Below are 12,865 nucleotides of genomic sequence, written 5' to 3'. Positions count from 1 at the left end.
ACGCGCAAAGGTCTTGCATCCCTGCAAGATTGCCTTTCGTCAATGATGGAATTCCATCAGGAACCGCTAGATATTCTCCGGCGTAAAAAGGTCGAAGGGAAGGAAAGTTTGCCCCGGCGCCCCGGTCGGGCCTTTGTCGATCGCCTGGATCATCAGGTTGATCGTTTCCCGGGCGAGGGCGGCCGTCGGGGTCGAAATTGCCAGGGTCACGACATCGTCGCCAAGGGCCGCACGGGAATCCGGTGTCAGCTCGTTGACGACAGCGATCAGTTTTCCCTCAAGCTTTTCCTCGCGGATCGCCGAGATCGCCCCTTCCATACCGCCGCCGCAGACATAAAAGCCGATCAGGTCCGGGTGGCGCTGCAGCAGATTAAGTGTCGCTTCATGGGTGATCTCGGCGGTGTCGAGGTTGACCATCGTATCCAGCACTTCGAAATCAGGTGCGTGCTCGCGAAAATAGGAACGAAAGCCAATCTCCCGAAGCTCGTGGCCGAGAAAGCGGTGGCTGCCGACGAAGGCCGCGACCTTGCCGGGGCGCTTGGCCGCCTTTGTGATCATCCACGCGGCTGTGCGGCCGACCTTGTGATTGTTGAGGCCGACGTAGCCCTCGCGAACGCCGGCGGCAAAATCCGAAAGCAGGGAGAAGACCGGGATGCCGCGCTCCTTAAGTTCCTCAATTGCGGTGGTCACGGCCGGGTAATCGGGAGCGACAAGCGCAATGGCCTGGTTCCGCGCCGCAGCGGCCCGGAGCTTTTCCGTGATGGCCGATGGGGTGGAGTTTGCCACGAAATCGATCTGGGCGAAGACGCGGGCATGCGAGAGCGACAGTGCCGCGATTTCGATTTCCTTCGCAACCGTTTGATAGAAGGCCTGCTCCGGCTTTTGCAGCACAAAGCCAAGCTTGTATTGCGGCAGGTCCTCAAAGACGCGTTGCCGGATCAGGCCCACGGCGTGATAGCCGATTGACTTGGCCGCCTCATAGACCCGGCGCGCGGTTTCCTCGCGCACAGGATGGCGCCCGTTGAGTACGCGGTCGACGGTGGCGACGCTGACGCCGGCAGTGCGCGCAAGGTCGGCAATTGTCGGTCGGTTGCTCATCGCGGCTCCTGATAGGTTTGTATCACGCATGAAATGTGGGTGATGACATCATTTGATAGAATATATCATTGCTGCATTGAGGCCTGGCAAAAGTCAACCTATCGTCATTGCACGACATGAGACGTCGTCGGCCAGATCGGGTCGGACCTCGGGGAGGAGCGCAGATGACGATGATGCCGACGAAGCGAGACTACAGCCTGCTTGGCCGAGATGCCCAGGCGGCGGTCGCCAACGGTCTCTCGGCCGCAGAGTGGTATCACACCGACATTCCGCGCAAGCAGATGAAGGAACTGATGAAGCGCGAGGATGGTCCGGCCATCCGCGACACCGCGATCTGGCTTGGCTGTCTCGTTCTGTTCGGCGCACTTGGCATCACCTTCTGGGGCACCTGGTGGGCCGTCCCGTTCTTCCTTGCCTATGGCGTTCTCTACGGATCCGCCTCCGATAGCCGCTGGCATGAATGCGGCCATGGCACGGCCTTCAAGACGATGTGGATGAACGATGTGGTCTACCAGATCGCCTGCTTCATGATCATGCGCAATCCGGTCACCTGGCGCTGGAGCCACACCCGCCACCACACGGATACCGTGATCGTCGGCCGGGATCCCGAAATTGCCGTCATGCGGCCGCCGGATCTCCTTCGCCTCGTCCTCAATTTCTTCGGCGTGCTCGATGTCTGGCACGCGGTGATCGATATGGTGCGCAACACGTTCGGTATCATCAGCGCCGAGGAAGCAACTTTCATCCCTAAAATGGAGCAGCCGAAGGCGATCCTGGTCGCACGCATCTGGTTTGCGATCTATGCCGCGACGATTGCCGCCTGCTTCTATCTCGGTTCGATCCTGCCGCTGATGCTGATCGGTCTGCCCAGGCTCTACGGCGCCTGGCACCACGTGCTGACCGGGCTGCTGCAGCATGGTGGTCTTGCCGACAACGTGACCGACCATCGGCTGAACAGCCGCACGGTCTACATGAACTCGGTGAGCCGCTTCGTCTATTGGAACATGAATTACCATGTGGAACACCACATGTTCCCGATGGTGCCTTACCACGCGCTGCCGAAGCTGCACGCCATGATCAAACATGATCTGCCGGAACCGAACCCGTCGATGCTGCACGGCTACCGCGAAATGATCCCGGCCTTTCTTCGACAGTTGCGGAACGAAGATTACTTCCTGAAGCGCGAGTTGCCGGCAACAGCGAAGCCCTACCGGGAAGAGTTTCACAGCGATGCGATCGTGCACGCAGCCGAATAACCAACGAATGCCAGGAAATGGGAAGAAATCATGAGCGGAAGCTGGGTTGAAGTCTGCGCAGCGGACGAAATCGACGAGGAAGATGTCATCCGCTTCGATCACGACGGACGGACCTTTGCGGTCTACCGCAGCCCCGACGACGAATACTTCGCCACCGACGGGCTTTGCACGCACGAGCACATCCATCTCGCCGACGGGCTGGTCATGGACGACATCATCGAATGTCCGAAGCACAACGGTCGCTTCAACTACAAGACCGGCCAGGCCAAGGGCGCTCCCGTTTGCGTCAACCTGAAGACCTATCCGGTGAAGGTCGAGGCAGGACGCGTGTTCATCGCGCTCGGTTGAAGCTGCTCTCGATAGGATTGGGCTCGTCGCGGCGAGCAGGGAGGTTGAGATGGGTTCCATCGTCATCGTGGGCGCCGGCGAATGTGGCGCAAGGGCCGGCTTTGCCCTCAGGGAAAAAGGATACGACGGCAAGATCACACTGATCGGTGCGGAACCGCATCTTCCCTATGAGCGGCCGCCTCTTTCGAAGGATGGTCTCAAGGGAGAGGTCCCGCCGAAATATGTCGCCGATGCCGAGCGCTACGCGGCGGCAGAGATCGAAGTGCTGACGGATACCCCGGTCATGGCCATCGATCGTACCGAAAAGCGCGTGACGCTCGCAGACGGAAGCAGCATCACCTATGACCGGCTGTTGTTGACGACCGGTGCGCGGGCGCGAACCATCGCCGGTTTAGATGAGGCGTCACGCCGCATCCGCACGCTTAGAACCCACGCCGATTCTGAAGAGATCCGCCGCGAACTTTCGCCCGGTCGCAAGCTTGCGATCATCGGCGGTGGCTTCATCGGTCTGGAGCTCGCAGCAACGGCGTGCCGGCTTGGTGCTGCCGTGATCCTGATCGAAGGGTTGCCGCGCATCCTTTCGCGCGGGGTGCCGGAGGAGATCGCCGCAATCGTTGCCGCGCGGCATCGCGCAGAAGGCGTCGACATACGGTGCGGCGCGAAGATCGAGCGAATCGAAGCGAACGAGAGCTGCGCGCGGGTCGTTCTCGCCGGCGGCGAGGCAATCGAGGCCGATCTCGTTGTCATTGGCATCGGCTCGGTCCCGAACACGGAGCTTGCAGCCGTCGCCGGCCTTTCAATCGACAACGGCATTGCGGTCGACGCAACGCTTCAAACCAGCGATCCGGATATTTATGCCGCGGGCGATTGCTGCTCTTTCCCGCTCTGTCACTATGGGGATCGCCGGATACGCCTTGAGGCGTGGCGCAATGCGCAGGATCAGGGAACGCTCGTTGCCGGCAATCTGCTCGGCGGTGGCGAGGCGATCACCACAGTGCCGTGGTTCTGGTCCGATCAGTATGATCTGACGCTGCAGATCGCAGGGCTTGCCGACGGCGCTGCGACGATCGTACGGCGTGAACTCGGTGACGACGCTTTTATTCTTTTCCACCTCAACGATACCGGTCGGCTGCTTGCGGCCTCCGGCATCGGACCGGGCAATGCGGTCGCGCGCGACATCCGGCTAGCAGAAATGCTGATTGCAGCCGGAAAGCGACCCGATCCGCAGGCGCTCATCTCGCCCGAAACCAAGCTCAAAGCACTGCTCGCCGCCTAGCGCAAGCGGCAAATCTTGCCCTGTTTCCATGATTTCCGGAGCCTTCTCATGAAAAGCCACCGTCCGACCGTTGCCGATCTCCTGTCGATGAAGGGCAAACGCCAACTCACCATGCTGCGCGTGGAAACGCTGGATGAGGCCGAAGCGGCGGAGGCCGCCGGCATCGATCTCGTTTCCGTTCCCCCGACGCTCTTAGGACCGGAGTTTCGCGAGGTTGCGCCGACCTGCTTTGCCTTTCCTGGCCTCGAATATGGCGACTACGTCACGGCGGAAGAGTACATGCGTGCAGCCTTCAAGGCGTTGAAGGCCGGCGGTGACGCGGTCTATTGTGCTGCAGGGCTTTCCACCGTCCGGCGGATGCGCGAGGAGGGCATTCCCGTCTGCGGCCATGTCGGCCTCATTCCCTCCAAGGCCACCTGGACCGGCGGTTTCCGCGCCGTCGGCAAAACCGCGGCAAGTGCGCTCGAGATCTGGCGACAGGTCAAGGCGCTTGAGGAAGCCGGCGCCTTCGCGGCAGAAATCGAGGTCGTTCCTGGAGATGTTGCAGGGGCGATCAGTGCCAGAACCTCGATGCTGATGCTTTCGATGGGAGCGGGTTCCGGCTGCGACGCTCAATATCTGTTTGCCGCCGATGTGCTCGGCAGCAATCGCGGCCACGTGCCGCGCCACGCCAAGACCTATCGCAATTTTGCCGCCGAATACGACCTGCTTCAGCGCGAACGGATCGCCGCGTTCTCGGAGTTTGCCGAGGATGTGCGCTCGGGCAGGTATCCGCAGGAGGGCCACCTCGTCGGCATTGACGGCGCAGAATTGCGCGCATTTCTGGCCGAGTTTGAGCGCGGCTAAAGCTGTACGCCTTGCGCGAAAGAGGGTGCTTGGTATAGTCCACACGCCAGTTCAACTTTTCTTTCCGCGACGGATCACGATTTGAGCGCCCTTCTTCAGGACAGTCTCACCTTTGTCGGCTTGCTGGCCGCGATTTACGCGGCGACGGTGGCGCTGTACTTCATCCTCGGTTACGGCATCACCTGGCTCAACGACCGCAATCCCGAGCGCCGCATCCAGAAGGGGCGGCGCGGCGAGAAGCGCAAGGCGATCGAGATCCGCCAGAGCATGGCCTCGATCCTCGTCACCTGCACGTCCGTCACTATCGGCCTCTTCGTCCAGTACAAGGGCTGGACCCTGTTCTCGCCCTGGGAGTTCAGCTGGTGGGCGGCCGTTCCGCTCTTCGTGCTCTGCATGGTGCTCTTCGACGCCTGGTTCTATTTCGCCCACCGGCTGCTGCACACCAAGCTCTTCTATAAGTATCATCTCCTGCATCACCGCAGTGTCGCGCCGACGGCCTGGAGCAACGATTCGATCGGCCTGGTCGATACCGCCATGAGCCAAGGCTATTACGCCGTCATCACGCTTCTCGTGCCGTTCCCGCCGATCATTCTTCTGGCACACCGCCTCTTCGACCAGATCAACGGCACCTTCGGCCATGCCGGCTTCGAATACTTCGCCTCACGCACCGCGCGCTATCCCTCACCGATGCTTTGCACGACCTATCACGACCAGCACCACGCCGAGTTCAAATACAATTATGCGAACTATTTCTCGTTCTGGGATCGAGTGATGGGGACGGTCGCGCCGAACTATGATCGACGGGTGGAGGCGTTTGAGAGGGAGGCTTCGGCGCTGCGATTGGGAAATGAGTTCACTGTGGCGGAAGCTGGCGAGATCTCAGAATCTGATGGGAGGCGCGGGCGTTCCAATCGTTTGTTCTGCTCTAATTCTGGCTCGGCAGAGAGTTGACACCCGCCAGGCAACGATGGACTGAAGCAGATGGTCTAGCCATGGCAGCACGAAACTGCGGTCGTGCTGAGTTGCGGCTTTGCACTCTAGGGTGTTGGCCGAACGCGCTTTTGCTCCGCGAGCCCCTGCCGAGTTTGTGGCGGCCCGGACGCTGTTGCTGTTCGACACGGTGGCATTTGTGCTTGACCTTGGACTGCAAACGGTTCACCAAATCTCGAACCGCAAAGCGGAATCTCTGATTGCTTTCCGGTAATGAAATTGCGCCGATAGGTATTCTCGCCGCTCAGTTCCCAATTGCTCTTCTTGGAGGAAGGTAGTGCTTGGCCATGGGAGGCTATGAAATGCGATGGATCAAACAACGGAATGAGCATGCTGAACCAAATGCCGTCGGCGGCTACAATAACGGAACGTCTCTGGCATCCTAAATGGGGTGCGAAATTAGGCGCGACCTGTTTCGTGCGCCAAGCATTCCCTTGGCTTAGACACTACTTCGGTGAGGCACCGCTTCACACAACACTTTCGCCATCACTTGATGGAATTATCGCGTGGGGCGGCCGTTCACCGGCAAAATGGGCCACGAGGGTAGCTCGCGTTAGAGGATTGCCGCATTGGCACCTTGAGGACGGTTTCCTACGCTCTGTAGGTCTCGGTAAAGACGGAAGCCAGCCAATATCGATCGTCATTGATGATAAAGCGCTGCCCGTTGATGCGGGGCTGGCATCGCGTCTGGAACTGCTGATTGCGGAGGCTGGCCTTTCGTTACCCGCTGACGTAGGCTCCGCAATCCGAGAGGCGCTGGTTCACAACAAACTCTCCAAATACAACAATCTTCCTCATCAAAGCCCGCGTATCGAGCGTACCAGCCGGCGTAGGGTGCTTCTCGTGGATCAGGTCTTCGGCGATGTTTCGGTCGAAAAGGCGCTTGGCTCAACCGCCTCCTTCCACCGCATGTTGGACGACGTGCTCGATAGTGGCGCGCAATGCGTCGTTCGCACCCATCCTGATGTGATTGCGGGGCACCGAAAAGGCTACATGACCGAGCGCGCGACCAAGGTGCGAGGGGTCATCCTGGTGGCAGATAAGGTCTCCGCCGCTTCGATCCTCAGTGCCGTCGACGAGGTCTGGACGGTCTCTAGTCAGATGGGGTTCGACGCCCTTCTGCGCGGACTGCCGGTGCGATGCTACGCGACACCGTTTTATGCGGGCTGGGGTCTGACCGACGACCGATCCGGCGATGCGTCGCGGAGCGCCCTGTTGCGCAGATCCGCGGTGCGGCCGACTATTGATCAGTTGACCATGGCGGCTTTCAGCCTCTATCCGGTCTACCGACACCCTGAAACATGGGCGGAGATGGATGCGCTGACTGCCATCGACTATCTCGTGCAGGAGATTGCAAGGATCCGGCGCGCGGCGTGATTGCCGCCTGTGTTCACCTCCGTCACGCCTAAACGTTCTTCGGTGTCAAGAGCCCGAAAGGCAGAGCGGTTTACTGGCCTCCCTGTCGATACCTTGTCGATTAGCCTTATTGTAGGATTGTTCGTCCCTAGGGGCGTCGAGACCGCCACTGTCACGACGTCACCTCCGAGTGCTACCAGGCTGGTGTCAAATCTTTGACGAGAGCGATAGGCTTGCCTTTGAACTTTCCTCGCGGATCGCCGAAATCGTTCCTCCACACGGCGGCGGCAAATAGAGAGACCGATCAAATCGCGATAGCGCTGCAGAAGATCGAGTATCGCGTGTGGGATCTCGGTGGTGTCGAGATGACCGTCGTATCAACAGGTCGAAGTCTGGAGCATGCTCGTGGAAGTAAGACCGGGAGCCTATCTCGCGCATTTTGTGGCCGAGGAAGCCATGACTGCCAACGAAAGCTGCAACCTTGCTTGGCCACTTGTCCGCCTTGGCGATCATCCACGCTGCCGTGCGGCCGAACTTGTCATTTGGGGCCGACATACCTTCCCGCACGCCGGCGGCGAATTCGGAGAGCAGTGAAAACAACGGAATGCCTCCTCTTTCCTCGATTGCGGCAGCGACAGCCGAACAGTCAGGGACGACGAGCGCGATCGCCCGGTTTCGCATGGCGGCGTATCCGGCGGCGTGGCAATCAACTAGGTTAGATGCAGAGGAACTGACGGCGTTCCTTAAAGGACTTGAACGCCTTTAACAGGAATCGTTTATGCCCGCATAGATGGATAGTTTTAATCTCATGTTGCTCCCAGCTTTGAATTCGACAACTGTCTTTATCAAAGACGGCGCCACGATCATTGCTTTGCTTGCTGGTAGCGGCACGGGCCGCCAGCATTCTACCACGCTCAACAATCGAAATCGCGTATAACACGTTGGAGAAGATTCGGACCACTCCATTGGGTACGTGAATGCCAATCCATTCCAGTGTTTAGGCATGGCATTGGCTTGGAGGTTCGCCTCTTCGCGGGCGACCGCGCTGTTGTAGCCGACCTTATTATTCAACTGCTGACACTCGTCTCAAAATCGAGTACAGGTCTTCGGAAAAACCAAGGAAGAGTTCATGAAAATAACGATGATCGGCGCCGGCTATGTTGGCCTTGTTTCCGGCGTGTGTTTTGCGGACTTCGGTCACGACGTCGTTTGTCTCGACAAGGATGAGAGCAAGATCGACGCCTTGATGCAGGGGCGCATTCCGATCTTCGAACCCGGCCTCGACCAGTTGGTGGCCAGCAACGTCGCTTCGGGCCGCCTTACCTTCACGACTGATCTCGTTGCCGCCGTCGCCGACAGCGATGTCATCTTCATTGCGGTCGGCACGCCGTCACGGCGCGGTGACGGCCATGCCGACCTTTCGTATGTGCATGCGGCTGCGCGCGAGATTGCCGAGAACCTCAAGGGGTTCACCGTGATCGTGACGAAATCGACCGTTCCGGTCGGCACCGGCGACGAGGTCGAGCGCATCATCCGCGAAACCAATCCGGACGCCGATTTCGCCGTCGTTTCCAACCCGGAATTCCTGCGCGAGGGTGCCGCGATCGAGGACTTCAAGCGGCCCGACCGCATCGTCATCGGCCTTTCGGGCGACGACGCGCGGGCGCGGGACGTGATGACCGAGGTCTATCGTCCGCTCTATCTCAACCAGTCGCCGCTGGTCTTCACCTCGCGCCGCACGTCCGAGCTGATCAAATATGCCGGCAATGCGTTCCTCGCGATGAAGATCACCTTCATCAACGAGATGGCGGATCTCTGCGAGCGGGTCGGTGCCAATGTCCAGGATGTCGCCCGCGGCATCGGCCTCGATGGCCGAATCGGCTCGAAATTCCTGCATGCCGGTCCAGGTTACGGCGGATCGTGCTTCCCGAAGGACACCTTGGCGCTGGTGAAGACCGCGCAGGATTATGACAGCCCGGTGCGACTGGTCGAGACGACGGTGGCCGTCAACGACAACCGCAAGCGGGCCATGGGCCGCAAGGTCATCGCAGCGGCCGGTGGGGACGTGCGCGGCCGCAAGATCGCGATCCTCGGCCTCACTTTCAAGCCCAACACCGACGACATGCGCGACAGCCCGGCGATCGTGGTCGTCCAGACGCTGCAGGACGCTGGCGCCCATGTCATCGGCTATGATCCGGAGGGCATGGAAAACGCGAAGAAGGTGATCGACGGGATCGACTATGCAGCCGACCCCTACGAAGCGGCGAACGAAGCGAACGCGTTGGTGATTGTCACAGAGTGGGACGAGTTTCGCGCGCTCGATTTCCGGCGGCTGAAAAACGTGATGAAGGCCCCCGTCCTCGTCGATCTCCGCAACATCTACCGTTCGGACGAGGTGGTAAAGTATGGCTTCAGTTACGCGAACGTGGGTACGGCAGCGAGCGTAGCGATTGGCTGAAGACGTGATTGTACGGCCCTAAATGCTGGGTTCTCGATCTGCTGGCTCACAACGCTGCGGCTGTCTGAGGGCCAGTTGAGGTTTCTCCAAGGTAGAATGGGTTTGGCCTGCCCTTGGTGGCCTCTGAAGAAAATTCTGCGGTAGGATGTCGTCAGTGAGTCACGCGAAAACTCATCTTCGAGTAGTAGGAGCCCTTCTTGTTCGGGAAACAACAACGAGATTTGGCTCAAAGCCGGGTGGATACGTTTGGGCTTTGCTTGATCCCTCGGCACATATATTTTTGCTGGTATCGATATTCCAGGCGATCGCGCATTCACCCGCACTTGGAACCAGCTTCGCTCTCTTCTTTGCGACGGGGTACATCGCGTTCCAGTTTTACCAGGCGATGAGTGCGTACTTGAACAGCGCAGTACGCGCTAACAGAGCGCTTTTGAGCTATCCGGGTGTAGCGCCGATCGATACCATTGTTGCACGCTGTATACTGCAAGCGGGAACAACTGCTTTGGTAGCCACAATTGTGCTTGGAACAATATTAACGATTGCGCGCTTGCACTTCTCAATAAGTTGGCCGCCAATATTTCATGCAATTTTGAACGCAAGCCTCTTGGGAATAGGTATTGGGATGATGAATAACGTCCTTTTTGTAAAATTCCCGGCATACGAGCAAATATTCAATATTGTAAACAGGCCATTATTTCTTGTGTCTGGTGTATTTTTTCTTGTGGACTCGATACCGCATCCCTACCAATCCGTAGTTCTTTTGAATCCCTTGGCTCATATAATTATGATTTTTCGAACTGGTTTCTATCCAGAGTATCGTGCAATTGGAGCTGATCTTGAGTACTTATACCTCCTCTCATTTCTGACGTTTTTTGTTGGGATGCTGATTTTCACTTCCTATTCAGCCGTCTTGAGGAAAGAATGATCAAGTTTGATCGGGCTACGAAATATGTGACAACGAAGGGTATTCGCAAGACGATTCTGCAAAATGCTAGCGTCGTATTCAGCAGAGGTCGCAGTATCGGCCTCCTCGGACGGAATGGTGCTGGGAAGTCAACCTTGCTACGATTGATTGCAGGTACGCTTAGATTGGATGGGGGGCGAATTGTTAAAGAGGGTCGGATATCGTGGCCACTAGGTTTCCAAGGTAGTTTCCAGGGTGCGTTAACTGGCGAACAGAATGTCCGCTTCGTTGCAAGGATATATGGCGTAGACACTGGTGAATTGGCGGATTATGTAGAAGACTTCGCGGAGTTAGGCCCTTTCTATCGCGCACCGGTTGGAACTTATTCGTCGGGCATGAAGGCCCGCCTCGCTTTTGGCCTGAGCATGGGTATTAAGTTCGACTATTATTTGGTTGACGAAATAACGGCCGTGGGTGATGCAAATTTCAAGAAGAAATGTCACGATGTCTTCCGCACCCGGTTGCAGGGCTCTGATGTAATAATGGTCTCGCACAGTACTTCAACGGTTCGCGAGTATTGCAGCTCTGGCGTAGTTCTCGAAGGCGGAACTTTGACCTACTACGAAGATATTGAGGACGCGATTCGCGTCCACGACCGGAATATGAGGGGAAGCTAGATGTTCGCGATAAATCGCCGTAGGACCAACGCGGTGGACGCGGAGGTCAACGAAATCTCACATCCACAGGCGACTTCCGCCGCGGTGACTGGCCGCGGCGTACAAGTGCTTGAGCGACTGCTCGGTAAGCCGCAATTCAACCCGGCGTCCCCTGTTCACGAGCGTCTAATCGACGTGACGGCCGAGAATGATGACCAGGCGAACGCTAAGCACTGGGTCATGCGGGCGCCACTGCGGCACAGGGTGATTGCCGGATCGTTCGTCGTAATGGTTGCGCTACCGGTGCTGCTGACATCTCTCTATATGGCATTTATCGCTGTTGATCAGTACCACAGCAATGCCTCATTTGCCGTTCGTAGCATTGATGCAGGAGGCACATCCGACATAATGGGAATGTTCACGCAATCTGCGGGCGGAAGCACAGTTTCCGACAGTTACATCCTCATGGATTACGTGCGTAGCGAGAAGATGGTATCTGAAGTCGACCAGAATTTTGACTTGCAAAAATTGTTCTCAACACGAGGACTGGATTTTTTCTATGGGATGGGCCGAGAGTTACCGATTGAGGATAAGCTGGCCTATTGGCGCAGCATGATTGAAGTCCATTATGACAACGCTTCCGGTATCATAGATGTACATGTCAAAGCTTTTGAACCCAACACCGCGAGAGAAATAGCGGACTTTGTCGTGGCGCAGAGTGACCGCATGGTCAATAATCTCTCAATAAAGGCGCGAAGCGATGTTCTTCGGGCCGCTGAGAAAGAAGTTTCAGATTCAGAGGTGAGGCTTGCGGCCGCGCGCGTTGCCCTACGCGAATACCGCGACAGATCTCAGGAAGTGGATCCAATCGAGGGAGCGAAACTGGCTGCCCAACTCATCGCCGGACTGGAGCGCGAACTCACTAAGCTGAACGCGGACTTCGCTACCGCGAAGAGTCAAATGAACGACGACGCACCACGCATGAAAGTTTTAACCACTCGTATTGACAGTCTTAAGCGCCAAATAAACTACGAGCGACAGCGACTGGGGGCAGGCGTCACGTCTACTTCCGCAGGAGAAAGCGCCAGCTCCTTGGATGTTGCTGGGCGAATTCAAGAGTACGAAGGATTGGAAACGGAGCGCGAATTCGCAGAGCGGGCTTACACGTCCAGCTTGGGCGCGCTGGAGAAGGCGCGTTTGGAAGCGAACAATCGTCAACGCTACCTCGCCTTGTTTATAGAACCCACTCTTTCGGAAATGGCTCAGTATCCTATGAGGCTCCTCAATGTCGGACTTGTCGCAATTGGGCTATTGTTTGCTTGGGGAATCGCGGTGATGGGATACTATAATATCCGCGATCGCGCCTGATCGGGGCGTGTCGCAAGTGGCAGCGCCGGATTGGCGTTTGCCAAGGTATGGACCGATACAGTCTCTTGTTGCGTGAAATCTCAACTAACGCGCAGCGGCGTACGAAAAGTAGCCTCAGGGCGTGAGCATGAATTTTCTATTTCTGAATGGCTTGTACCCCCAGTACTCGCAGACCTTTGTTGATGACCAAATCCGGTCGATCTCACGGCTATCGATGGGGCACGTTGTCGTATTCGCTAGATCGAAAACAAAGTTTCGGTTCGAAGCAGGGCCTGCGGATTACACGGATCAGATGCTATACGCGCGGCC

Annotated in this window: 12 protein-coding genes; 10 read left to right on the top strand and 2 right to left on the bottom strand. The window is 57.6% G+C overall.

Annotated elements, in window-relative coordinates:
• Positions 1 to 66: 66 nt before the first annotated feature.
• Entirely contained in the window at positions 67 to 1,098 is a 1,032-nt protein-coding gene (locus tag AC3WVQ_RS25450; RefSeq protein ID WP_492383175.1) for a LacI family DNA-binding transcriptional regulator, read from the bottom strand.
• Positions 1,099 to 1,262: 164 nt separating this feature from the next.
• Here AC3WVQ_RS25450 and AC3WVQ_RS25445 point away from each other — a divergent pair, with 164 nt between their 5' ends.
• From AC3WVQ_RS25445 to AC3WVQ_RS25420, 6 genes are all read left to right on the top strand, one after another.
• The gene (locus AC3WVQ_RS25445; RefSeq protein ID WP_492383174.1) at positions 1,263 to 2,354 is read left to right on the top strand and encodes a fatty acid desaturase family protein; all 1,092 of its coding nucleotides are present in this window, start codon (positions 1,263 to 1,265) and stop codon (positions 2,352 to 2,354) included.
• Positions 2,355 to 2,384: 30 nt separating this feature from the next.
• A complete protein-coding gene (locus tag AC3WVQ_RS25440; protein WP_492383173.1) occupies positions 2,385 to 2,702 on the top strand; it encodes a MocE family 2Fe-2S type ferredoxin in 318 nt (105 codons plus the stop codon).
• A gap of 49 nt (positions 2,703 to 2,751) precedes the next feature.
• On the top strand, positions 2,752 to 3,978 hold the full coding sequence (locus tag AC3WVQ_RS25435; RefSeq protein WP_492383172.1) for an NAD(P)/FAD-dependent oxidoreductase: 1,227 nt from the start codon (positions 2,752 to 2,754) through the stop codon (positions 3,976 to 3,978).
• 48 nt (positions 3,979 to 4,026) lie between these two features.
• Positions 4,027 to 4,824: a 3-methyl-2-oxobutanoate hydroxymethyltransferase gene (locus AC3WVQ_RS25430; protein ID WP_492383171.1), complete on the top strand. Its 798-nt coding sequence runs from the start codon at positions 4,027 to 4,029 to the stop codon at positions 4,822 to 4,824.
• A gap of 81 nt (positions 4,825 to 4,905) precedes the next feature.
• Positions 4,906 to 5,775 (top strand): sterol desaturase family protein, encoded by an 870-nt coding sequence (locus AC3WVQ_RS25425; protein ID WP_492383170.1) that lies wholly within the window; start codon positions 4,906 to 4,908, stop codon positions 5,773 to 5,775.
• A 381-nt stretch (positions 5,776 to 6,156) separates the two neighbouring features.
• On the top strand, positions 6,157 to 7,191 hold the full coding sequence (locus AC3WVQ_RS25420; protein ID WP_492383309.1) for a capsular polysaccharide export protein, LipB/KpsS family: 1,035 nt from the start codon (positions 6,157 to 6,159) through the stop codon (positions 7,189 to 7,191).
• Positions 7,192 to 7,377: 186 nt separating this feature from the next.
• Here the strand turns inward: AC3WVQ_RS25420 and AC3WVQ_RS25415 are convergent, their stop codons facing one another.
• Entirely contained in the window at positions 7,378 to 7,770 is a 393-nt protein-coding gene (locus tag AC3WVQ_RS25415; RefSeq protein ID WP_492383169.1) for a hypothetical protein, read from the bottom strand.
• 529 nt (positions 7,771 to 8,299) lie between these two features.
• Between AC3WVQ_RS25415 and rkpK the strand changes: the two genes are divergently transcribed.
• The 4 genes from rkpK to AC3WVQ_RS25395 all read left to right on the top strand — a co-directional run bounded on the left by rkpK (position 8,300) and on the right by AC3WVQ_RS25395 (position 12,556).
• The gene (gene rkpK / locus AC3WVQ_RS25410; protein WP_492383168.1) at positions 8,300 to 9,628 is read left to right on the top strand and encodes a UDP-glucose 6-dehydrogenase; all 1,329 of its coding nucleotides are present in this window, start codon (positions 8,300 to 8,302) and stop codon (positions 9,626 to 9,628) included.
• Positions 9,629 to 9,782: 154 nt separating this feature from the next.
• Positions 9,783 to 10,553, top strand: a complete 771-nt coding sequence (locus tag AC3WVQ_RS25405) for an ABC transporter permease (RefSeq protein WP_492383167.1) — start codon at positions 9,783 to 9,785, stop codon at positions 10,551 to 10,553.
• Entirely contained in the window at positions 10,550 to 11,209 is a 660-nt protein-coding gene (locus AC3WVQ_RS25400) for an ABC transporter ATP-binding protein (RefSeq protein WP_492383166.1), read from the top strand. Before AC3WVQ_RS25405 ends, AC3WVQ_RS25400 begins: the two co-directional genes overlap by 4 nt.
• Positions 11,210 to 12,556 (top strand): KpsE/RkpR family capsule polysaccharide export protein, encoded by a 1,347-nt coding sequence (locus tag AC3WVQ_RS25395; RefSeq protein WP_492383165.1) that lies wholly within the window; start codon positions 11,210 to 11,212, stop codon positions 12,554 to 12,556. It begins immediately after the preceding gene.
• Positions 12,557 to 12,865: the final 309 nt, after the last annotated feature.

This window comes from Ensifer sp. EB106-05-01-XG146, from assembly GCF_058791875.1.
This window is presented reverse-complemented; position numbering and strand designations above follow the sequence as displayed.

What these genes read in the sequence shown, in the direction of transcription:
- AC3WVQ_RS25400 (WP_492383166.1), top strand. Translation starts at nt 10,550, where the DNA reads ATGATCAAGTTTGATCGGGCTACGAAATATGTGACAACGAAGGGTATT.
- AC3WVQ_RS25445 (WP_492383174.1), top strand. Translation starts at nt 1,263, where the DNA reads ATGACGATGATGCCGACGAAGCGAGACTACAGCCTGCTTGGCCGAGAT.
- AC3WVQ_RS25440 (WP_492383173.1), top strand. Translation starts at nt 2,385, where the DNA reads ATGAGCGGAAGCTGGGTTGAAGTCTGCGCAGCGGACGAAATCGACGAG.
- AC3WVQ_RS25420 (WP_492383309.1), top strand. Translation starts at nt 6,157, where the DNA reads ATGCCGTCGGCGGCTACAATAACGGAACGTCTCTGGCATCCTAAATGG.
- rkpK (WP_492383168.1), top strand. Translation starts at nt 8,300, where the DNA reads ATGAAAATAACGATGATCGGCGCCGGCTATGTTGGCCTTGTTTCCGGC.
- AC3WVQ_RS25450 (WP_492383175.1), bottom strand. Translation starts at nt 1,098, where the DNA reads ATGAGCAACCGACCGACAATTGCCGACCTTGCGCGCACTGCCGGCGTC.
- AC3WVQ_RS25395 (WP_492383165.1), top strand. Translation starts at nt 11,210, where the DNA reads ATGTTCGCGATAAATCGCCGTAGGACCAACGCGGTGGACGCGGAGGTC.
- AC3WVQ_RS25430 (WP_492383171.1), top strand. Translation starts at nt 4,027, where the DNA reads ATGAAAAGCCACCGTCCGACCGTTGCCGATCTCCTGTCGATGAAGGGC.
- AC3WVQ_RS25435 (WP_492383172.1), top strand. Translation starts at nt 2,752, where the DNA reads ATGGGTTCCATCGTCATCGTGGGCGCCGGCGAATGTGGCGCAAGGGCC.